At 70.9% G+C, this 21,537-nt stretch carries 14 protein-coding genes; 7 read left to right on the top strand and 7 right to left on the bottom strand.

From position 1 onward, the window contains the following. The first annotated feature begins 6 nt into the window (after nt 1-6). Complete coding sequence (locus LOK46_RS23270) at nt 7-1,440, top strand: FAD-linked oxidase C-terminal domain-containing protein (RefSeq protein WP_273560756.1); 1,434 nt, start codon at nt 7-9, stop codon at nt 1,438-1,440. A 124-nt stretch (nt 1,441-1,564) separates the two neighbouring features. Here LOK46_RS23270 and LOK46_RS23265 read toward each other — a convergent pair whose 3' ends face one another. The 4 genes from LOK46_RS23265 to LOK46_RS23250 all read right to left on the bottom strand — a co-directional run bounded on the left by LOK46_RS23265 (nt 1,565) and on the right by LOK46_RS23250 (nt 5,585). Then, nucleotides 1,565-2,104 carry a MucR family transcriptional regulator gene (locus LOK46_RS23265; RefSeq protein ID WP_273560755.1) on the bottom strand — a complete coding sequence of 180 codons (540 nt, stop codon included), beginning with the start codon at nt 2,102-2,104 and terminating at the stop codon, nt 1,565-1,567. Nucleotides 2,105-2,497: 393 nt separating this feature from the next. Beyond that, nucleotides 2,498-3,718, bottom strand: coding sequence for an ABC transporter permease (locus LOK46_RS23260; RefSeq protein WP_273560754.1), 1,221 nt, complete (start codon nt 3,716-3,718; stop codon nt 2,498-2,500). A 97-nt stretch (nt 3,719-3,815) separates the two neighbouring features. After that, nucleotides 3,816-4,310, bottom strand: coding sequence for a DUF4112 domain-containing protein (locus LOK46_RS23255; protein WP_273560753.1), 495 nt, complete (start codon nt 4,308-4,310; stop codon nt 3,816-3,818). Between the two features lie 105 nt (nt 4,311-4,415). Beyond that, nucleotides 4,416-5,585, bottom strand: coding sequence for an aminotransferase (locus tag LOK46_RS23250; protein WP_273564674.1), 1,170 nt, complete (start codon nt 5,583-5,585; stop codon nt 4,416-4,418). Nucleotides 5,586-5,973: 388 nt separating this feature from the next. Here LOK46_RS23250 and LOK46_RS23245 point away from each other — a divergent pair, with 388 nt between their 5' ends. The 5 genes from LOK46_RS23245 (at nt 5,974) to LOK46_RS23225 (ending at nt 16,367) form a co-directional block, all read left to right on the top strand. Continuing rightward, nucleotides 5,974-6,150, top strand: coding sequence for a hypothetical protein (locus tag LOK46_RS23245; RefSeq protein WP_273560752.1), 177 nt, complete (start codon nt 5,974-5,976; stop codon nt 6,148-6,150). Between the two features lie 297 nt (nt 6,151-6,447). Then, nucleotides 6,448-7,848: an MdtA/MuxA family multidrug efflux RND transporter periplasmic adaptor subunit gene (locus LOK46_RS23240; protein ID WP_273560751.1), complete on the top strand. Its 1,401-nt coding sequence runs from the start codon at nt 6,448-6,450 to the stop codon at nt 7,846-7,848. A gap of 244 nt (nt 7,849-8,092) precedes the next feature. Continuing rightward, nucleotides 8,093-11,215, top strand: a complete 3,123-nt coding sequence (locus LOK46_RS23235; RefSeq protein WP_273560750.1) for an MdtB/MuxB family multidrug efflux RND transporter permease subunit — start codon at nt 8,093-8,095, stop codon at nt 11,213-11,215. Beyond that, nucleotides 11,212-14,664 carry an efflux RND transporter permease subunit gene (locus LOK46_RS23230; protein ID WP_273560749.1) on the top strand — a complete coding sequence of 1,151 codons (3,453 nt, stop codon included), beginning with the start codon at nt 11,212-11,214 and terminating at the stop codon, nt 14,662-14,664. The genes LOK46_RS23235 and LOK46_RS23230 overlap by 4 nt, the downstream gene beginning before the upstream one ends. Before the next feature lie 143 nt (nt 14,665-14,807). Next, nucleotides 14,808-16,367, top strand: a complete 1,560-nt coding sequence (locus LOK46_RS23225) for an efflux transporter outer membrane subunit (protein WP_273560748.1) — start codon at nt 14,808-14,810, stop codon at nt 16,365-16,367. 75 nt (nt 16,368-16,442) lie between these two features. Here LOK46_RS23225 and dmeF read toward each other — a convergent pair whose 3' ends face one another. Beyond that, nucleotides 16,443-17,405, bottom strand: coding sequence for a CDF family Co(II)/Ni(II) efflux transporter DmeF (dmeF, locus tag LOK46_RS23220; protein WP_273560747.1), 963 nt, complete (start codon nt 17,403-17,405; stop codon nt 16,443-16,445). Between the two features lie 117 nt (nt 17,406-17,522). Here dmeF and zwf point away from each other — a divergent pair, with 117 nt between their 5' ends. Beyond that, complete coding sequence (zwf, locus tag LOK46_RS23215; RefSeq protein WP_273560746.1) at nt 17,523-19,049, top strand: glucose-6-phosphate dehydrogenase; 1,527 nt, start codon at nt 17,523-17,525, stop codon at nt 19,047-19,049. A 257-nt stretch (nt 19,050-19,306) separates the two neighbouring features. Here zwf and LOK46_RS23210 read toward each other — a convergent pair whose 3' ends face one another. Both LOK46_RS23210 and ispH read right to left on the bottom strand, forming a co-directional pair. Continuing rightward, nucleotides 19,307-20,272, bottom strand: coding sequence for a homoserine kinase (locus tag LOK46_RS23210; protein ID WP_273560745.1), 966 nt, complete (start codon nt 20,270-20,272; stop codon nt 19,307-19,309). 117 nt (nt 20,273-20,389) lie between these two features. Further along, nucleotides 20,390-21,391 (bottom strand): 4-hydroxy-3-methylbut-2-enyl diphosphate reductase, encoded by a 1,002-nt coding sequence (gene ispH / locus LOK46_RS23205; protein ID WP_056533661.1) that lies wholly within the window; start codon nt 21,389-21,391, stop codon nt 20,390-20,392. Between the last annotated feature and the right edge of the window lie 146 nt (nt 21,392-21,537).

The following is a 21,537-nucleotide window of genomic DNA, read 5'->3' as shown; positions in this document are numbered from 1 at the left end:
AGCCCCATGAGCATCCGCTTCCCCGACCCCGACCCCGCGATCCTCGCCCGCCGCGAGGCGATCCTGGCCGGCCTCGCGCCCCTGGTCGCGCCTGAGGCGCTGGTAATCAGCGAGGACGAGCGCCGGGCGTTCGAGACCGACGGGCTGACCGCCTACCGGCAGATGCCGCTCGCCGTCGTGCTGCCCTCCACCACCGCGGAGGTCGCCGCCGTGATGGCCTACTGCCACGCCAACGGCGTGCGGGTCGTGCCCCGCGGCGCCGGCACCTCGCTGGCGGGCGGCGCCATCGCGCAGGCCGACGCGATCATCCTGGGCGTCGGCAAGATGACCAAGGTCCTCGACATGGACTTCGCCAACCGCACCGCCCGCGTGCAGAGCGGCATCACCAACCTGGCGATCTCCGGGGCGGTCAGCCACGAGGGCTTCTTCTACGCCCCCGACCCGTCGAGCCAGCTCGCCTGCACGATCGCCGGCAACATCGCGATGAATTCCGGCGGCGCGCACTGCCTGAAATACGGCGTGACCACCAACAACCTGCTCGGCGTCACCCTGGTGCTCAACGACGGCACCGTGGTGGAGATCGGCGGCCAGCACCTCGACAGCGGCGGCTACGACCTGCTCGGCCTCGTCTGCGGCTCGGAGGGGCAGCTCGGCATCGTCACCGAGGCGACCGTGCGGATCCTCCGGGCCGCGGAAGGGGCGCGGCCCGTGCTGGTCGGCTTCTCGAAGGTCGAGGATGCGGGCGATTGCGTCGCGGCGATCATCGCGGCGGGCATCATCCCGGTGGCGATCGAGTACATGGACCGCGAGGCGATCCTCATCACCGAGGACTTCGCCCAGGCCGGCTATCCCCGCGACGCCGAGGCGATGCTGATCATCGAGGTCGAGGGCTCGGACGCCGAGTGCGACGCGATGCTGGCGCGGATCGAGACGATCGCCAGGGATTTCCGCCCGACCAGCGTGCGCGTCTCGCGCTCGGAGGCGGAATCGGCCGCGATCTGGAAGGGCCGCAAGTCGGCCTTCGGCGCCACCGGCCGGATCTCCGACTACATCTGCATGGACGGCACGATCCCGACCGGCCAGCTCGGGCCGGTGCTGGAGCGGATCGGCGCCATCTGCGCCGAGAAGGGCCTACGGGTCGCCAACGTGTTCCACGCGGGCGACGGCAACCTGCACCCGCTGATCCTGTTCGACATCAACAGGCCCGGCGAGTTGCAGAAGGCCGAGGCCGCGGGCGACGAGATCCTGAAGCTCTGCGTCGAGGTCGGCGGCTGCCTCACCGGCGAGCACGGGGTCGGCATCGAGAAGCGCGAGCTGATGCGCTTCCAGTATGACCAGGTCGATCTCGAGCAGCAGATGCGGGTCAAGGCGGTGTTCGATCCGGACTGGATGCTGAACCCCGCCAAGGTGTTTCCGCTGGACGGGCGCCTCGCGGCCTGAACCGGGCCGCGCGAGGGGTCCGGCCAAGACGTCTGGCCAAGACGTCTGGCGAATCGGTCCGGACCGGTGCGGACGCGATCGTCCCCGATCGCGCCTCCGCCCCGTCCGGCCCTCGCGGCCGCGCTCAGGCGGCTTCGACCTTGCGGCTCGCCCGGGCCTTGGTCGAGGCGGTCGCGGTCTTGCGGCGGCCGGACGCGGGGGCGGCGGGCGCCTCCTCGGCGGGGTCGGCGGCCTTGTCGCCCGACGGGGACCGGCCCGGCTGGCCGAGGCCGAGGCTCTTGGCGAGCGCCGAGCGCTGCGCCGAGTAGTTCGCCGAGGTGGTCGGGTAATCGGCCGGCAGGCCGTACCGCTCGCGGTAGGTCTGCGGATCGAGACCGTGCTTGGTCAGGTGGCGCTTCAGTGTCTTGTACGACTTGCCGTCGATGAAGCTGACCAGTCCGTCGGGGCGGATCGACTTGCGGATCTGGGCGGGCGTCGGCCGCTCGACGCTCTCGGTCGCCGGTGCGACGGGGCCGGCCCCGATCGTGTTCAGCGCCTCGTGGATGCTCGCGATCAGGGCCGGCAATTCGGCCGAGGGCAGCGAGTTGTTGGAAACGTAGGCCGCGACGACGTCCACGGTCCGCTCGATGAAATCCAATTGCGATGTCGGCGCAGCTTCTGACATTCTCTCATTCCTCGGCACAAAAGCCTGATGGGATCCCCACTTTCCGCGAGTTAAGACAGCGTCTGAAAAATGCAAGGCGATTCATACAATTATCTGTGATGAGGCCGAAGTCTAACTCTGCATCACGCGGCGAGGCTTACAGGGTATGGTTGCATTGGCGGCACTTAAGGGACACTTCTGAGAGGCTTTACCGGTGTCCGATCGGCGAATTCTAGTCGCTTCCTCGAAGCGGGTTTTCGCAGCCGGCAGAGACCTTTACCCCAGGGTTCGGGTCCGGCTCTAGACGATCGTATACGGTTGCCGCCCGGTCGTGCGGGCACAATGCGCAATCTTCGTACAGTTGTGCGCGCGCAGGGCGGGGCCCTGCGTCATTTTCGCCACCCGGTCGCGACCTCAGGCGAAAGTCTTGCGCGGGTCGAAGGCGTCCCGGACGGCCTCGCCGGCGAAGACGAGCAGGCTCAACATCACGGCGATGACCAGGAATCCGGTCAATCCGAGCCACGGCGCCGTCAGATTGTCCTTGCCCTGCGCGAGAAGCTCTCCGAGGGACGGCGAGCCCGGCGGCAGGCCGAAGCCGAGGAAGTCCAGCGAGGTCAGGGTGGTGATCGAACCGTTCAGGATGAACGGCAGGAAGGTCAGCGTCGCCACCATGGCATTCGGCAGCAGGTGGACCGTCATGATGCGGATGTTCGACAGGCCCAGCGCCCGGGCGGCCCGGACATACTCGAAGTTCCGCGCCCGCAGGAACTCGGCGCGCACTACGCTCACCAGCGCGACCCACGAGAACAGCAGCATGATCCCGAGCAGGACGAAGAAGCCCGGGGCGATGAAGGCCGAGATGATGATGATCAGGTAGAGGGTCGGGATGCCGCCCCAGACCTCGATGAAGCGCTGGAAGGCGAGATCGACCCAGCCGCCGAAATAGCCCTGCACGGCGCCCGCGACGACGCCGATCACCGACGAGACCGCCGCCAGGATCAGGCCGAACAGCACCGAGATGCGGAAACCGTAGATCACCCGCGCCAGCACGTCCCGGGTGGTGTTGTCGGTGCCGAGCCAGTGCCAGGGAATGTCCGCGCAGGTGCTGCCGCCGAGCTTCTCGGCGACCGGCCTGCACTGCGCGTCCGTGAGCATCCAGGTGGGCGGCGACGGCGACGGCGTCGGCAGGTCCTCGTTGATCGTGTCGTACGAGAACGGGATCGGCGGCCACAGCGCCCAGCCGTTCGCCGCGATCTCCCGGCGGATCTCGGCGGAGCGGTAGTCGGTCGTGGCGAGGAAGCCGCCGAACTTCTCCTCCGGGTAGTCGACCAGGACCGGGACCAGCCACTCGCCCTTGTAGGACATCACGATCGGGCGGTCGTTGGCGATGAATTCCGCGAACAGGCTGAGCACGAACAGGATCGTGAAGATCACGAACGATCCGTAGCCGAGCCGGTTGCGGCGGAAATTGTCGAGGCGGCGACGGTTGAGCGGCGAGAGCCGGGCGCGCCGCCCGGCGGGCTCGGGCAGGACCGGGGGCGGCGCTCCCTCGTCCGGCCGCAGGACCAGCGGCTGAGCGCCGGGCATCGGCGCGGGCACGACCTCGCTGTCGCCGGGACGCGTGACCTCGTTCATCCGTGCTGCCTCCCGCGCCGCGCCGCGCGCGCACCCGCCGCCCCGGGGCCCGGGCGGCCCCGCGACCGGCCGGCCGCGGGGCGGAGGCCGGGCACGCTCAGCCGTCGAGCCGGGTCGCGGTGCCGTCGATCTCGGTGGGACGCAGGTTGCCGCTGCGCTCCAGCCAGCGGCGCAGCAGCCGGACGTTGCGGCGGTTGGCCTTGAAGGCGGCGTCGAACAGGTCGCCCGCCACCGGCACCGCGCCGATCAGCCCGTCGAAGGCCACGTTCAGCCCCATCCGGGCCAGCAGCCAGCGCGGCGCCCCGAGGCGCTTCGCCTCGTAGACGATGAAGGACGAGATCACCATGCCGGCCAGGTCGCCGATCACCGGCACGAGGCCGATCAGCGCGTCGAACCCGACCCGACGGTTGATGCCCGGGATGACGAAGGCCGTGTCCATCAGGTGGGCCAGCGTCTCCAGCCGGGCGAGGCTCGCCTCCCGGCCGAGATCCGCCGACAGGAAGGGGGGCCGGGGACCGGCGCCGGTCCCGCCCCCGGGGAAGGTCTCGGCACGGGCGAAACGCCCGGACTGGGCAGCCTGGGTGAAGTCCATGGTCGGGATCCGTCGGGAAGCCATCGTCCCCAACGATGTGGCCCCCCGTCCGGATCCCCGCAAGGATGGCACCCGCTCGGCGCGTGCCGTCCGTCGTGCTGCCGCTCATGCCGCCGCCCCGGGGAGCCCGCGCATGCGGTCGAGCGCCGCATCCAGGGTGGCGTCGTCCTTGGCGAAGCAGAGCCGGACGAGGCCGCGCACGGAGGCGCCCGGGTAGAAGGCGCTCACGGGGATCGCCGCGACGCCGTGACGGGTGACGAGCGCCTCGCAGAAGGCCACGTCGTCGGCGTGGCCCCGCGCGGCGATGTCGATGTTCAGGAACCACGTGGCCTGAGCCGGCAGCACCGTGAAGCCGAGCCCGCGCAGGCCGTCCGCGAGCCGGTCGCGGGACCGGGCGTAGCCGGCCCGCATCGCCTCGAACCACGGGGTCGGCTTGCCCAGCCCGTAGGCCACCGCCTCCTGGAGGTTCGGCGGCGTGGTGAAGGTCAGGAACTGGTGCGCCTTGGCGAGCCCGCGCATCAGCCGGGCATCGGCCATCACGAAGCCGACCTTCCAGCCGGTGAGCGAGAAGATCTTGCCGGCGGAGCCGATCTTGACGGTCCGCTCCCGCATCCCGGGCAGCGCCATCAGCGGCCGGTGGCGCGCGCCGTCGAACACCACGTGCTCCCAGACCTCGTCGCAGAGGGCGGTCACGTCGAAGCGCTGGCAGTAGCGGGCGAGCAGGTCGAGGTCCTCCGGCGCGAACAGGGTGGCGCTCGGGTTGAGGGGATTGTTCAGCACCACGACCCGGGTCCGCGCCCCGAAGGCCCCCGCCAGCGCGGCCTCGTCGAGGCGGAAGGCCGGGGGCTGGAGCGCCACGATCCGCGGCACGCCGCCGGCCCGCCGGACCAGGGGCAGGTAGGCGTCGTACATCGGCGCGAACAGCACGACCTCGTCGCCGGGCTCGATCAGCGCCAGGAGCGCGCCGGCCAGGGCCTCGGTCGCCCCGGAGGTGACCATCACCTCGGTCTCCGGGTCGAGGACGAGCCCCTGGTGCTGCGCGTAATGGGCGGCGACCGCCTCGCGCAGGGCCGGCAGGCCCATCATCGGCGGGTACTGGTTCCAGCCGTCCAGGAGCGCCCGGGCGCCGCGCGCGCGCACGTCCTCCGGCCCGGGATCGTCTGGGAATCCCTGGCCGAGATTGATCGCGCCGTGGACCCGCGCGAGCCGCGACATGGTCTCGAACACTGTGGTGGGCAGCGCGTCGAAGACGGGGTTGATGACGGCGGGCGTCATGCGGCGCGGCGAGCGGCACGGCCCGGGGCGCGGCACGCGGCGCCGGGCATCGGGAAGGTCGGCATGGCGGGTCTCGGCATCGCCGGCCTGTAGCATGGCCGAGCCGGGCCGTCGCGCGTCGCGGAATGTGCGCGGTCGCACAGACCCGGTCTCCGGCGCGCAACCGACGGCTGACGAATGTTGACATTCATCAGCCGTCTCGTAGATTCGGATCACGGCTGGAGCGGCGCACTCGCCGACGGGGCTTCGCCCCCTCGCCCCGTCAGCGGGGTGCCGCTCCGGTCCCCAGAAGGGCCATCGACTTGCGGGTCGGTGGCCCTTTCGGCATGTGCGGCGGCGGCCGCACCGATCACCTTCCGATCACCGGGCCGGCCTTCCGGATTCGACGATGCGGCCCTCCTCACGCGTGTTCCTCGGCTGCCTGGTCCTGGCGCTGCTGACCGGCGGTCTCGGGCTCGGCCTGCGCCGCGCCGTGGCCGTCACCCCGGTCGATCCCGCGTTCCGGGCGGTGCTGCGCGCTTATGCGGCACCGGACGCGTCCGGCGGGCCCCAGCAACACGAGTGAAACGTCGCCGCCCTAGTGACGGCGCATTGGCCGGGCACCGGTGGAGCGCACCGCGAGGTGCGCGAGCGGCGCGACGCGGGCGACCATGTCGCCGCGGTAAGGAGCCGTTCGGGGCCCGGACAGCTTTATGGGCTTACGCTCCCGCGTACGGGATCAGGGCCGCCGGTTCCCGCGGGATCGGGCGGCTTCAGGACGGGCTTCCGGGACGCGGCGTTCCGGGGGCGGCATGGGGGCTTGGACAGCGAGGGATAGGGTGCCGCCGGTCGCGCTGACGACCGTCCTGTGCTCTAGTCAGGCATGAACGAGAGTTCACCGATCCGGACCGACACGGCCCGCGCCTATCAGCCCGGCGAGGCGCCCGCGCGCGAGGTCCGGACGCGGCGCTTCCGGCCGATCCGCTGGCTCGTGATCCTGGTGCTGCTCGCCGGCGCCGGGGCGATCGGCCATCGCTGGTACGAGGCGCGCACCGACAAGGGCGCGGAGCCCGCGACGGCGCACCGGACCGGCGGCCGCGGCGGCCGGCACGGCGGCTCCGACATGCCGCAGGCGGTGGGCATCGCCGGCGTCACGACCGGCGACATGCCGGTGGTGCTGCAGGGCCTCGGCACCGTGACGCCGCTCGCCACCGTGACGGTGAAGTCGCAGATCAGCGGCTACCTCACGCAGGTGCAGTTCCGCGAGGGCCAGACCGTGAAGGCCGGCGACGAGCTCGCCCGGATCGATTCCCGCCCCTACGAGGCGCTGCTCGCCCAGTACCAGGGCCAGCTCGCCCGCGATCAGGCGCTGCTCCAGAACTCGAAGCTCGACCTGCAGCGCTACCAGACGCTGAACCGGCAGGACTCGATCTCGAAGCAGAACGTCGACACGCAGGCCGCGCTGGTGAAGCAGAACGAGGGCACGGTCGCGGCCGACCAGGCACTGGTCGACCAGCAGAAGCTCAACATCACCTACACGCACATCGTCTCGCCGGTGGACGGCCGGGTCGGCCTGCGCCAGGTCGACCAGGGCAACTACATCTCGGCCGCCTCCACGGCGATCGTGGTCGTGACCCAGCTGCACCCGATCTCGGTGGTCTTCACCCTGCCGGAGGACGACGTGTCGCGGGTGATGCGGCAGGTGCGCGCCGGCGCCAAGCTCACCGTGCGGGCCTACGACCGCGGCGACGCCCACGAGATCGCCACCGGCCGCCTCGACACGGTCGACAACCAGATCGACACGACCACCGGCACGGTGAAGCTGCGCGCGCTGTTCGACAACGCCGACGAGGAGCTGTTCCCGAACCAGTTCGTCAACGCCAAGCTGACCGTCGACACGGTGCGGGGCGCGACGCTCGTGCCGAATTCCAGCCTGCTCCAGGGCACGCCCGGCACCTACGTCTACCTGATGGACGGGGACAGCAAGGTCACGGTTCGGCCGATCAAGACCGGCGAGACCGACGGGACCACCACCGTGGTGGTCTCCGGGCTGAAGCCGGGGGACCGCGTCGTCACGGACGGCACCGACCGGCTGAAGGACGGGGCGCCGGTGCGCATCACCGAGGGTGCGCAGGCGGCCGCGGGCGACGGCAAGGCCGCGGCGGTGAAGCCGGACGGCCAGGGTGAGGTGAAGCCCGATGCGCCGGCCGATGCCGCGGCGACGGAGTCCTCCCAGGGCACAGCGGAGGGCGGTCGTCGGCACCGGCGCCGTCAGGCGCAGTGAGGAGGTTGTCTGCGCGCGCGTGCGGCTTAACCCCTTCCCCCCGCACGGAGGGAGAGGGCCTCGCGCGCCCTGCCGGGGGCGACGCGAGGCGGCAGCCGAAGGTGAGGGGGCTCGGCCTTAGGAGCTCCACCCCGCGGCGCCCCCTCACCGCCGCTGCGGCCACGCCTCCGCTCCCCGCAGGCACGACAAGGTGCCTGCGGGCCTCCCCCCGCGTGCGGGGAGAGGGGAAAAACACGGCGCGCCCATGAACCCGTCCCGCCTCTTCATCCTGCGCCCGGTGGCGACGACGCTGCTGATGCTGGCGATCCTGATCGTCGGCGGCGTGTCGTACCTGAACCTGCCGGTCTCGGCTCTGCCGGCGGTCGATTACCCGACCATCCAGGTCCAGACCTTCTATCCCGGCGCCAGCCCGGAGGTGATGACCTCCTCGGTGACCGCGCCGCTGGAGCGGCAGTTCGGCCAGCTCGCCAACCTCAACCAGATGACCTCGCAATCCTCGGCGGGCGCCTCGGTCATCACCCTGCAGTTCAGCCTGGACCTGCCGCTCGACATCGCCGAGCAGCAGGTCCAGGCGGCGATCAACGCCGCCGGCAACCTCCTGCCCTCCGACCTGCCGGCGCCGCCGATCTACGCCAAGGTCAACCCGGCCGACGCGCCGGTCCTGACGCTGGCGCTGACCTCCAAGACCCTGCCGCTCACCCAGGTCCGCGACCTCGCCGAGTCGCGGCTGGCCCAGAAGATCAGCCAGGTGGCGGGCGTCGGCCTCGTCAGCATCTCGGGTGGCCAGCGGCCGGCCGTGCGGGTGCGGTTCAACGCGCGGGCGCTCGCCGCCTACGGGCTCAACATCGACGACCTGCGCACCACCATCACCAACCTCAACGTCAACACGCCGAAGGGCACGATCGACGGGCCGAAGCAGTCCTACGCGATCAACGCCAACGACCAGATCCGCGACCCGAAGGCCTACGACGCGGCGATCATCGCCTACCGCAACGGCGCCCCGGTGATGCTCTCGGAGGTGGCCGACGTGGTCGAGGGGCCGGAGAACACGAAGCTCGGCGCCTGGGCCGACGCGACGCCGGCGGTGATCCTCAACATCCAGCGCCAGCCCGGCGCCAACGTCATCGCGACCGTCGACAAGATCAAGGCGCTGCTGCCGCAGCTCCAGGCGAGCCTGCCGGCCGCCGTGGCGGTGGCGCCGCTCACCGACCGCACCACCACGATCCGCGCCTCCGTGGAGGACGTGCAGTTCGAGCTCGGCCTCGCCATCGCGCTGGTCGTGCTGGTGATCTTCCTGTTCCTGCGCAGCCTGTCGGCGACCCTGATCCCGAGCCTGTCGGTGCCGCTGTCGCTGGTCGGCGCCCTCTCGGTCATGGACCTCTACGGCTTCTCCCTCGACAACCTGTCGCTGATGGCGCTCACCATCGCCACCGGCTTCGTGGTCGACGACGCCATCGTGGTGATCGAGAACATCGCCCGCCACGTGGAGGCCGGCGATTCGCCCCTGGAGGCGGCGCTGAAGGGCTCTCGCGAGATCGGCTTCACCATCATCTCGCTGACCGTCTCGCTGATCGCCGTGCTGATCCCGCTCCTGTTCATGGGCGACGTGGTCGGGCGGCTGTTCCACGAATTCGCCATCACGCTGGCGGCGACCATCATCATCTCGGCGGTGGTGTCGCTGACGCTGGTGCCGATGCTGTGCGCGCGGCTCCTGAAGCACGTTCCGGAGGCGGCCCACCGCCGGGAGGGCGCGATCGCCCGCCTCGGCCGGCGCGCCATCGACGGCACGATCGAGTCCTACGGCCGCTCCCTGCGGGTCGTCCTGAACCACCAGGGCCTGACCCTGCTGGTGGCGCTCGGCACGCTCGGGCTCACGATCTACCTGTTCGCGGTGATCCCGAAGGGCTTCTTCCCCGTGCAGGACACGGGCATGATCCAGGGCATCACCCAGGCTGACCAGTCGGTGTCCTACGCCGCCATGGCCGAGCGCCAGCAGCGGATGGCCGAGATCGTCCTCAAGGACCCGGACGTGGCGAGCCTGTCGTCGTTCATCGGGGTCGACGGCCAGAACGTCACGCTCAATTCCGGCCGGATGCTGATCAACCTGAAGCCCCGGGACGAGCGCACCGCGACGGCCAGCGCGATCATCCGGCGGATCTCGGCGGCGGCGGCCAACCAGCCCGGCATGCGGCTCTACATGCAGCCGGTCCAGGACCTGACCATCGACACGGCGGTCTCGGCCACCCAGTACCAGGTGATCCTCGAGAGCCCGAACATCGACGATTTCGAGACCTGGGTGCCGCGCTTCACCGAGGCGCTGGCGAAGTCGCCCGTGGTCACCGACGTGGCGAGCGACCACCAGGGCCAGGGGCTCGCCGCCTACGTGACCATCGACCGGCCGACCGCCGGCCGCTACGGCATCACCCCGGCCACCATCGACAACGCCCTCTACGACGCCTTCGGCCAGCGGATCATCTCGACGATCTTCACCCAGTCCAACCAGTACCGGGTGATCCTGGAGGCCGACCCGAAGCTGCACACGACGCTCCGCAGCCTCGACGCGATCTACCTGCCCTCCTCCACGGCGACCAACGGGCAGGTGCCGCTCTCGGCCGTGGCGCGGATCAGCGAGCGGCGGGCGCCGCTGCTGATCTCGCATCTCGGCCAGTTCCCCGCGACCACCGTGTCGTTCAACCTCGCGCCCGGCGCGGCGCTGGGGCAGGCGGTCGAGGCGATCGACACGGTGAAGGCCGAGATCGGCCTGCCGCCCTCGTTCCGGGTGGTGCCGCAGGGCTCGGTCTTCGCCTTCCAGTCGGCGCTCGGCAACGAGCTGTTCCTGGTCCTGGCGGCGATCGTCACGGTCTACATCGTGCTGGGCGTGCTCTACGAGAGCTTCATCCACCCGATCACGATCCTCTCGACCCTGCCGTCGGCGGGGATCGGGGCGCTGCTCGGCCTGATGCTGTTCGGGCTGTCGCTCGACATCATCGCGGTGATCGGCATCGTGCTCCTGATCGGCATCGTGAAGAAGAACGCCATCATGATGATCGACTTCGCGCTCCAGGCGGAGCGCGAGGACGGCCTGGAACCCCGCGAGGCGATCTTCCAGGCCTGCCTGCTGCGCTTCCGGCCGATCATGATGACGACGCTGGCGGCGCTCTTCGCCGCGGTGCCGCTGATCCTCGGCACCGGCGTCGGCTCGGAGCTGCGCCAGCCGCTCGGCATCTGCATCGCGGGCGGCCTGATCGTCAGCCAGGTGCTGACGCTGTTCACGACGCCGGTGATCTACCTGGCCTTCGACCGGCTGGAGCGGCGGATCTCGGGGCGGCGAGGGCCGGATCTCGCGCGCGGCGAGGCGCTGCCGTGAACATCTCCGAGCCGTTCATCCGGCGGCCGGTGGCGACCACGCTGCTCACGATCGGCGTGCTGCTCGCCGGGCTGTTCGCCTTCCTGAAACTGCCGGTGGCGCCGCTGCCGCAGATCGACTTCCCGGTCATCCTCGTCCAGGCGCAGATGGCCGGCGCCTCGCCCGACACCATGGCCACCACGGTGGCGGCGCCCCTGGAGCGGCGGCTCGGCGCCATCGCGGACGTCAACGAGATGACGTCCACGAACTCCCTCGGCTCGACCCGGATCGTGCTGCTGTTCGGCCTGAACCGCGACATCGACGGTGCGGCCCGCGACGTCCAGGCCGCCATCAACGCGGCGCGCGCCGATCTCCCCGCCTCGCTCCGGCAGAACCCGACCTACCGGAAGTTCAACCCCGCCGACACGCCGATCATCATCCTCGGCATGACCTCGGATACCCTGACCCGCGGCCAGGTCTACGATTCCGCCGCCACCGTGGTGCAGCAGAAGCTGTCGCAGCTGCCGGGCGTCGGCAACGTCGATATCGGCGGCTCGTCCCTGCCGGCGGTGCGGGTCGAGCTCGATCCCACGGCCCTGTTCAACTACGGCATCGGCCTCGAGGGCATCCGGGCGGCGCTGGCCTCGGCCAACGCCAACTCGCCCAAGGGCGAGATCGACGCGGGCGACCGCCGCTACCAGCTCTACGCCAACGACCAGGGCCGCAAGGCCGCCGATTACCGCGACATCATCGTGGCCTACCGCAACGGCGCTGCGGTGAAGCTCACCGATGTCGGGCAGGTGCTCGATGGGGTCGAGGACAAGCGCAACCTCGGCATCGTCAACGGCAAGCCCGGCGTGCTGCTGTTCGTCTACAAGCAGCCCGGCGCCAACGTGGTCGAGACCATCAACGCCGTGAAGGAGGCGCTGCCGCAGATCACCGCGGCCCTGCCCGGCGGCATCGACATCAAGCTCACCGGCGACCGCAGCGCCACGATCCGCGCCTCCCTCGCGGCCACCGAGGAGACGCTGCTGGTGGCGGTCGGCCTCGTGATCCTGGTGGTGTACGGCTTCCTGCGCTCCTGGCGGGCCACGCTGATCCCGGCGGTCGCCGTGCCGATCTCGATCGTCGGCACCTTCTCGGCGATGTACCTGCTCGGCTACTCGCTCAACATCCTGTCGCTAACCGCGCTGATCATCGGCACCGGCTTCGTGGTCGACGACGCCATCGTGGTGCTGGAGAACGTCCAGCGCCACATCGAGGAGGGCAAGCCCCGGCTCCAGGCGGCGCTGATCGGCGCCCGCGAGGTCGGGTTCACGGTGATCTCGATGAGCCTGTCGCTCATCGCGGTGTTCCTGCCGATCCTGCTGATGGGCGGCCTCGTCGGCCGCATCTTCCAGGAATTCTCCGTCACCCTGTCGCTGTCGATCCTGATCTCGCTGGTGCTGTCGCTCACCACGACGCCGATGATGTGCGCCCGCCTGCTGCGGGCGGAGGGGCACGGCCCGGGCGGTGCGCCCGTCGCGGGGCGCCGGCCGAACCTGCTGATCCGGATCCTGGAGGGCGGCTTCGCCCGGCTGCTCGGCGCCTACGCGCGGACGCTGGAGGTGGCGCTCGCCCATCCGCGCCTCGTCCTGCTGAGCCTGCTCGCCACGGTGGGGCTCAACGTCTACCTCTACATCATCGTCCCGAAGGGCTTCTTCCCCGAGCAGGATACCGGGCAGATGATGGGCGGCGTCCAGGCCGACCAGCGCATCTCGTTCCAGTCCATGGAGCAGAAGCTCAAGCAGGCGACCGCGATCGTCGGGGCGGATCCGGCGGTCGAGAGCGTCGTCGGGTTCACGGGCGGGCGCGGCACCAACTCGGCCAACGTGTTCATCGGCCTGAAGCCGCTCAACGAGCGGGCGCCGATCTCGGCCGTGATGGCGCGGCTGCGGCCGAAGCTCGCGCAGGTCGCCGGGGCGCGTCTCTACGTCTTCCCCCGCCAGGACCTGCAGATGGGCGGCCGCCAGAGCTTCGCCCAGTACCAGTACACCCTCCAGGGCGACACCGCCGAGGAGCTGTTCGCCGCCGCCCCGAAGCTGGTAGCGGCCCTGCAGAAGGACCCGACCTTCGCGGACGTGACCTCGGACCAGCAGGAGGGCGGGCTGGAGAGCCGGGTCGTGATCGACCGGGCGACCGCGTTCCGCTACGGCATCACGCCGAACAAGATCGACAACACCCTCTACGACGCCTTCGGCCAGCGCCAGGTCTCGACGATCTACAACCCGCTGAACCAGTACCACGTCGTGATGGAGATCGCGCCGCGCTACCTGGAGACGCCGGAGACGCTCAAGCAGATCTACGTCTCGACCTCGGGCGGCAACGCGCCGGGCTCGGCCACCACCAACGCGGTCGCCGGCACGGTGGCGGCGGGCGGGACCGTCAACACCAACGCGGCGACCGGCACCAGCAGCCCGGGCAGCGGGGCGTCGGCGAATGCCGCGAGCGGCGTCGCCACCGGCTCCGGCGCGGTCGGCAGCACGGGCGCCGGTGCGGCGGCGGCCGCCTCCGCCAGCACGGCCGACACCGCCTCGAACGCCGCCGCCATCGCGTCCGACTCGGCCCGCAACGCCTCCGCCAACGCCATCGCGGCGAGCAAGGGCGGCGCCTCGTCGAGCGCGCCGGTCTCGGCCGCCAAGGAGACGATGGTGCCGCTCTCGGCCTTCGCGCGGATCGAGCCCGGCAGCGCCCCCGTGCAGGTGAGCCACCAGGGCCTGTTCGTGGCGACGACGATCTCGTTCAACCTCGCCCCGGGCAAGAGCCTGTCGGACGCCACCGACGCCATCGACCGGGCGATGGCGTCCCTGCAGCTGCCCGCCACGATCCACGGCGAGTATGCCGGCGCGGCCAAGAACTACGTCGCCTCCGCGTCGCGCCAGCCGCTGCTGATCCTGGCGGCGATCCTGGCGGTCTACGCGGTGCTGGGGATCCTGTACGAGAGCTTCGTGCACCCGCTGACGATCCTCTCCACCCTGCCGTCGGCCGGCGTCGGCGCGGTGCTGGCCCTGCTGGTGACCGGCACCGACTTCACCATCATCGCGCTGATCGCGGTGTTCCTGCTCATCGGCATCGTGAAGAAGAACGCGATCATGATGATCGACGTGGCGATCGACGCCGAGCGGACCCGGGCGGCGAATCCCGTGGACGCGATCCGCGAGGCCTGTCTCCTGCGCTTCCGTCCGATCATGATGACGACGCTGGCCGCCATGCTCGGCGCCGTGCCGCTGATCCTGGCCAACGGCGAGGGCGCGGAGCTGCGCCGCCCGCTGGGCATCGCCATCGTCGGCGGGCTGATTGTGAGCCAGATCCTGACCCTCTACACCACCCCCGTCGTCTACCTCACCCTCGATCGCCTCCGGCACAGGGTGCTCAACCGGCGCAGGCGCGGCGGGCGGAGCGGAGAAGCGGCGCTGCCGGCCGGAGAGTGATGGTTAAGGTTTCACGTGAAACAGCGGCGGCTCCGGTCGGGTGTGAAGGTTTGTCCAGCTCACACCCGCATCCCGAGGTGCCGCGCGGCAGCCGCGAAGGAGGCCTCCAGGAAGAGGCCTCGGCCGCGCTCCGGCATCTCGGGATGAGCGTTCGGGCTGGACGACCCGTCGCCTCCGATCGTCGGACCGGGCGGCCGGCACCGTCACTCCTCCGCGGTCTCGGACCCCTCCTGCTGGCCGGTCCCCTCCTCGCCGGCTGCGTGGTCGGCCCCGACTACACCCGGCCCTCCGTCGAGACGCCGCTGGCCTACAAGCAGGGCGGCGTCCGGGAGGACAGCCCGGCCTACGTCGCGGCGCGGAAGAAGGGCTGGCGCGAGGCCCGGCCGAGCGACGCCGTCGAGCGCGGCGACTGGTGGCGGGTGTTCAAGGATCCGGCCCTCGACCGGCTGATCCGCCTCGTCGACGTCGACAACCAGTCCCTCCGGCAGGCGGTGGCGAATTACCGGCAGGCCCGGGCGCTGGTCGCCTCCGCGCAGGCCGCCCTGTACCCGACCGTGATCGGCGCGCCGAGCATCACCCGGACCGGCAGCGGCACCACCACGCGCACCAACGTGGCGCTGATCGGTCAGGCGAGCTGGGAGCTCGACCTGTTCGGCGGCACCCGCCGCACCATCGAGAGCGAGGCGGCCCTGGCGCAGTCCGACGCCGCCACGATCGCGCTGACCCGCCTGTCCATCCAGGCGGAGATCGCGGCCGATTACCTGACGGTCCGCTACGCGGATTCCCTCCAGAAGGTGCTCGACGAGAACGTCGAGAACTTCAAGAGGACCCTCGCGATCACCGAGAACCAGTACGCCGCCGGCGTGGCGGCGCGCTCCGACGTGATCACCGCGCAGACCCAGGTCCAGACCATCCAGGCCCAGGCCATCGCGGTGCGCCTGACCCGGGTGCAGTACGTCAACGCCATCGCCACCCTGATCGGGCGGCCCCCCTCCGAGGTGTCGATCCCGGTATCCGGCATCGGGCGCAATCCCCCCGGGGTGCCGGTCGGGATCCCGGGCGATCTGCTGGAGCGGCGGCCGGATGTGGCCCAGGCCGAGCGCCTCGTCCAGGCGCAGAGCGAGCGCATCGGCGTGGCGGTGGCGGCCTTCTTCCCGACCGTGACGATCTCGGCCCAGGGCGGCATCTCGGGGGCGACCCGCAACGGCCTGCTCTCGGCGGCCAACCAGGTCTGGTCGGTGGCGGCCTCCGGCAGCGAGGTGCTGTTCGACGGCGGCGCCCGCACGGCGGCGCTGCGCTCGGCCGAGGCCGGCTACGACGCCGCGGTGGCCAATTACCGGCAGGTGGTGCTGGCCGCCTTCGCGGAGGTCGAGAACCAGATGGCGGCGCTGCGCATCCTCGGCCAGCAGCAGGGGGCGCAGGACACCGCCGTGGACCTGTCGCGCAAGGCCGTGGAGATCACGCTCAACGAGTACCGGGCCGGCACCCAGAACTTCACCACCGTGGTGACCGCGCAGAACCTGCTGGTGACCAACGAGGTCAACGCCCTCCAGGTGCGGCTGAGCCGCTTCACCGCGGCGGTCACGCTGATCCGGGCGCTCGGCGGCGGCTGGGACGTGCGCGCCCTGCCGAGCGATTCCGAGCTGAAGGGCCCGAGCCTGCCGATCGACCGGGGTGGCCAGGCGGTCCGCCCCGACGAGTAGCGGCCGCCGGGCCGAGCGCCCGTGCGGGGCCGCCGCCCCGCTCGCGACGCGCGCCGGGACGGGGCGCGGTGTCTCTCAGGCCACCGCCGCGTGCCCCCCGCAGGGCTGGACCTCGACGGTGACGTGGCTCAGGCCCCTCACTCCGGCGAGCCGCGCCTTGTAGTGCGCCGGCGGCCGGGGATCGTCGCTGACGAGGGCGATCACGGCGGCCCGGTGGCCCGGCCCGACCTGCCAGAGATGCAGGTCGCTGACCCGGTCGCCGCCGACCTCCAGGCGCTCCCGGATCTCCCGGGTGGCGGCGGGCGAGGGCCGCGCGTCGAGGAGCACGAGGCCGGACGTCCGCAGCAGGCTCCACGACCACGCCAGGATCACCGCGGTGCCGACGAGGCCCATGGCCGGGTCGAGCCAGGCGAGGCCGAGATAGCGCCCGCCGAGCAGCGCCACGATGGCCAGGACCGAGGTCAGCGTGTCGGCCAGGACGTGGACGTAGGCGGCGCGGAAGTTCGTGTCGTGGCCGCCATGGCCGCCGTGCGCGTGACCGCCGTGCGCGTGACCGTGGGCGGCGTGGCCGTGACCGTCGTGGTCGTCGTGCAGGAGCCAGACGCTCGCGAGGTTCACGGCGAGTCCCAGCACGGCGATCGGGATCGCCTGACCGAAGCCGATCGCCACCGGGTGCAGCAGCCGGTCGAGGCTCTCGGCGCCGATCAGCAGGGCGATCAGGCCGAGCAGCAGCGCGCTGGCGAAGGCCGCGAGATCGCCGAACTTGCCGGTGCCGAAGCTGAAGCGGGGATCGTCCGCGTGGCGCCGGGCGAAATGGTAGGCGAGCGCCGCGATGCCCAGCGCCGCCGCGTGGGTCGACATGTGCCAGCCGTCGGCGACCAGAGCCATCGAGCCGAGCCACGTGCCGCCGACGATCTCCACCACCATCGTGACGGCGGTGAGCGCGACCACCGCCCAGGTCCGGCGGGCGTGGCGATCGTGCCGGTCACCCAGGAAGACGTGGCTGTGGGCCCAGGGTTCGAGGGAGTGGGTATGCATGCGGGGTTCCTTGATCCTAGACTCGGCGCAGCATAGCCCAAGGGGGCACCGGAACGGGCCTCGCCGCGGCGGGTTGTCAGGCCGGTTTGCTGCACCGCAGCCACACGGGAGTCAGGGATGGCCGAGCCGACGACAGCCCTCAAGGACACGGCAGCCTGCGGCACGCAGCCGGCGCCGCCCTGCACGCTGGTGATCTTCGGGGCCGGCGGCGACCTCACCAAGCGCCTGCTGATGCCCTCGCTCTACAATCTCGCCGGCGCGGGCCTTCTGTCCGAGGGCTTCTCGATCCTCGGCATCGATCACAACGACGGCACCGACGAGTCGCTCCGCGAGAATCTCACCCAGACCCTGGAGGCGTTCAGCAAGGACCCGACCTCGGAGTTCCACGCCGACCACATCGACCCGAAGAGCTGGGGCTTCATCCGGGAGCGACTCCACTACCTCAAGGGCGATTTCGAGAAGCCCGAGACCTACGCGGCCGTGAAGCAGCGGGTCACCGGCAGCGCGGTGTTCTACTGCGCGGTGGCGGCGCGCTTCTTCGGGACGATCGTGGATGGGCTGGGGCAGGCCGGCCTGCTCAAGCAGGAGGGCGACAGCTTCCGCCGCGTCGTCATCGAGAAGCCGTTCGGCTCCGATCTCGCCTCGGCCCGGGAGCTGAACGCCCGCATCCTGCGCCAGGGCGACGAGAGCCAGTTCTACCGGATCGATCACTTCCTGGGTAAGGAGACCGTGCAGTCGATCATGGCGTTCCGCTTCGCCAACGGCCTGCTGGAGCCGGTCTGGCGGCGGGAATACATCGACAGCATCCAGATCACGGCGGCCGAGACCGTCGGCGTCGAGGAGCGGGGCGGCTTCTACGAGCCGACCGGGGCGCTGCGCGACATGGTGCCGAACCACATGTTCCAGCTGCTCTGCATGGTCGCCATGGAGCCGCCGAACTCCTTCGACGCGGAGGCCGTGCGCACCGAGAAGGCCAAGCTCGCCGAGGCCGTGAAGCCGATCCCGCCCGAGGACGCGGTGCGCGGCCAGTACACGGCCGGCACCTCGGAGGGGCGCGACGTGCCCGCCTACCGGGACGAGCCGCACGTGGCGAAGGACTCGGTCACCGAGACCTACATCGCCCTGAAGCTCAACATCGAGAACTGGCGCTGGGCCGGCGTGCCGTTCTACGTCCGCACCGGCAAGCGCATGACCGGGCGGCGCACCGAGATCGCGGTGCTGTTCAAGCCGGCGCCGTTCAAGATGTTCGAGGACACCCCCACGGCCGACCTCGCGCCCACCGTGATGCGGATCCAGATCGATCCCGATCACGGGGTCAGCACCGAGTTCAACGTCAAGGTGCCGGGACCGCAGATGAAGATCGGCCGGGTGCGCTCCGGCTTCCGCTACAAGGACTTCTTCGCCGACCGGCCGAATGTCGGCTACGAGACGCTTCTCTACGATTGCATGACCGGCGACGCGACGCTGTTCCAGCGCGCCGACAACATCGAGGCCGGCTGGGCGGCGGTCGATCCGCTGCTCGAGGGCTGGCCGCAGGCGGAGGTGAAGTTCTATCCCGCGGGCAGCGCCGGCCCGACGGAGGCCGACACGCTCCTCGCCCGCGACGGGCGCCACTGGCTGGGTCTGGACGGCGAGACCGACTGAGCGGCTCGACGATTCGTTCGAACGCGAGGGTCGGCGGTTCCGCCCCTTCCCGAAGCGGTGCGGCCGCCTGTTGCCCCCTGCGGCCCAGCCGTCACTGCGCGTGCAGCGAAGCGATCCAGGGCAGCGCTACGGCGACGAGCGTCGCGCGACCCTGGGTCACTTCGCTGCGCTCGTGATGACGGGGTTGGGCTCTGTCAAACCGGTCGTGGCAGACGGATCGACCCGGTTGTTCAGCGGGTCGCCGGCTCATCCGCGTCTCAGCCCGCCCGCCCGTAATCGCGGGCGTCCCGCGCCCGGCGGTGGAATGTGAGCCGGCGATCGAATTCCCGCGGGTCCTTCGGCTTCACAAGGGCGCCCGGGGGCACGTTCAGCCAGTCGACCAGCCGGGTGAGCATGAAGCGGAGGGCGGCGCCCCGGCACAGGATCGGCAGGGCGGCGACCTCGGCGGCCTCCAGGGGGCGCACGGCCTCGTAGCCGGCGATCAGCGCGGCGGCCATGTCGCGGTGGAAGGTGCCGTCAGGGTCGAAGCACCACGCGTTCAGGCAGACCGCGAGGTCGTACGCGAAGGCGTCCGTGCAGGCGAAGTAGAAGTCGATCAGGCCCGACAGGGCGTCGCCGATGAAGAAGACGTTGTCGGTGAACAGGTCCGCGTGGATGACGCCGCCCGGCAGATCCCGGGGCCAGTGCGCCTCCAGGACGGCGAGGTCCGACCGGGTGCGCGCCGCGAGGCCGGGCTCGACCGAATCGGCCTGGGCCTCGGCCTGCGCGAAGAGCGGGCGCCACGCGGACACCGAGAGGTTGTTGTCCCGCACCATCGGGAAGTCCCGGCCGGCGGCGTGCAGCTCCGCGAGGGCCCGGCCGAGTTCCCGGCAATGCTCGACGCCCGGCGCCTTGACCGAGACGCCCTCCAGGAAGCTCACGATGGCGGCGGGCCGGCCGCAGAGCTGGCCGAGGGCCTGGCCGGCCCGGTCGCGCACGGGCTGCGGGCAGGCGAGGCCGCGGGCCGAGAGGTGCTCCATCAGCCCGATGAAGAACGGCAGGTCCTGTTCCCGGACGCGCTTCTCGTAGAGCGTCAGGATGTAGGCGCCCTCGGTCGTGTGCAGGAAGAAGTTTGAGTTCTCGACGCCCTCCGCGATGCCCTTGAAGGAGAGCAGGCTGCCGATCGCGTAGGCGGACAGGAACTCGGCGAGCGCCGCGTCGGATACCTCGGTGTAGACGGCCACGTGTCTGCGCTCTGATGTCGGAAGTTCGATACGGCAAGGGGCGCCGAAGCGCCCCCGCACAAAGCCTGCCGCGCCCCGAGCCTGAAGCGTCGGGCCCGCGCTGTCGGATCGGACCGCCTACTCGGCGGCCTCGCTGCGCAGCTCCCGCGGCAGCGGGAAGACCATGTCCTCGATCACCGTCGAGACCGTGTCGACGATCACGTCGTAGCGGGCCGCGAAGGCGTCGATGATCTCCTCGACCAGGACCTCGGGGGCCGAGGCGCCGGCGGTGAGGCCGAGCTTGCGGATCCCCTCGAAGGCCGGCCAGTCGATCTCCTCGGCGCGGAGCACAAGGCGGGTGATCGGGCAGCCGACGCGCTCGGCGACCTCGCGCAGGCGCTGCGAGTTCGACGAGTTCGACGAGCCCACCACGATCAGGGCGTCGACCAGCGGCGCCACCTGCTTCACCGCCTCCTGGCGGTTGGTCGTGGCGTAGCAGATGTCGTCCTTGTGCGGCCCGGTGATGTTCGGGAACTTCTTCTTCAGGGCCTCGACGATGTGCCGGGTGTCGTCCACCGACAGGGTCGTCTGGGTGACCCAGGCGAGGTTGTCGGGATTGTCCGGGGTCAGGGCCGCGATCTGCTCGAGATCCTCCACCAGGGTGATCGAGCCCTTGGGTAGCTGGCCCATCGTGCCCACCACCTCGGGATGGCCGGAATGGCCGACGAGCAGCACGTGGCGGCCGCGCTTGTGGTGGATCTCGGCCTCGCGGTGAACCTTGGTCACCAGCGGGCAGGTGGCGTCGATCGTGGTCAGCCCGCGCGAATCAGCGTTGGCCGGCACGGTCTTGGCCACGCCGTGGGCGGAGAAGATCACCGGGGCGCCGCCGTCCGGCACCTCGTCGAGCTCGCGGACGAACACGGCGCCCTTCCGCTTCAGGCTCTCCACGACGTACTTGTTGTGCACGATCTCGTGGCGGACGTAGACGGGCGGCCCGTAGATGGCGAGGGCCCGCTCCACGACGTCGATGGCCCGCACCACGCCGGCGCAGAAGCCGCGCGGGGCGCAGAGCAGGATCTCCAGCGGCGGCTTGCCGGCGGTGCCCGGGACGGGCTCGGGGGTCGCGATATCGGCGGTCATGCGGGGGATGTGGCGAGGGCGGGGCTGTCCTGTCAACAGGACTGGCGCAGGAACCGGGCGGGAAGAGGGAAGCGGAGCCGCTCCGTGGCACGTCTGTAGCACGATTGCCGCGGCAATGGGACCCGTGCCGGCCCGCTCATAGCCGT

It is taken from the genome of Methylobacterium sp. NMS14P, from assembly GCF_028583545.1.
Taxonomy (GTDB): Bacteria; Pseudomonadota; Alphaproteobacteria; order Rhizobiales; family Beijerinckiaceae; genus Methylobacterium.
Note: the sequence above shows the minus strand (reverse complement) of the source record. Positions and strands in the feature narration are given on the sequence as shown.

Excerpts from the sequence above, each read along its gene's own strand:
- LOK46_RS23270 (WP_273560756.1), top strand. The coding sequence starts at position 7 with ATGAGCATCCGCTTCCCCGACCCCGACCCCGCGATCCTCGCCCGCCGC.
- LOK46_RS23265 (WP_273560755.1), bottom strand. The coding sequence starts at position 2,104 with ATGTCAGAAGCTGCGCCGACATCGCAATTGGATTTCATCGAGCGGACC.
- LOK46_RS23260 (WP_273560754.1), bottom strand. The coding sequence starts at position 3,718 with ATGAACGAGGTCACGCGTCCCGGCGACAGCGAGGTCGTGCCCGCGCCG.
- LOK46_RS23255 (WP_273560753.1), bottom strand. The coding sequence starts at position 4,310 with ATGGACTTCACCCAGGCTGCCCAGTCCGGGCGTTTCGCCCGTGCCGAG.
- LOK46_RS23250 (WP_273564674.1), bottom strand. The coding sequence starts at position 5,585 with ATGACGCCCGCCGTCATCAACCCCGTCTTCGACGCGCTGCCCACCACA.
- LOK46_RS23245 (WP_273560752.1), top strand. The coding sequence starts at position 5,974 with ATGCGGCCCTCCTCACGCGTGTTCCTCGGCTGCCTGGTCCTGGCGCTG.
- LOK46_RS23240 (WP_273560751.1), top strand. The coding sequence starts at position 6,448 with ATGAACGAGAGTTCACCGATCCGGACCGACACGGCCCGCGCCTATCAG.
- LOK46_RS23235 (WP_273560750.1), top strand. The coding sequence starts at position 8,093 with ATGAACCCGTCCCGCCTCTTCATCCTGCGCCCGGTGGCGACGACGCTG.
- LOK46_RS23225 (WP_273560748.1), top strand. The coding sequence starts at position 14,808 with ATGAGCGTTCGGGCTGGACGACCCGTCGCCTCCGATCGTCGGACCGGG.
- dmeF (WP_273560747.1), bottom strand. The coding sequence starts at position 17,405 with ATGCATACCCACTCCCTCGAACCCTGGGCCCACAGCCACGTCTTCCTG.
- zwf (WP_273560746.1), top strand. The coding sequence starts at position 17,523 with ATGGCCGAGCCGACGACAGCCCTCAAGGACACGGCAGCCTGCGGCACG.
- ispH (WP_056533661.1), bottom strand. The coding sequence starts at position 21,391 with ATGACCGCCGATATCGCGACCCCCGAGCCCGTCCCGGGCACCGCCGGC.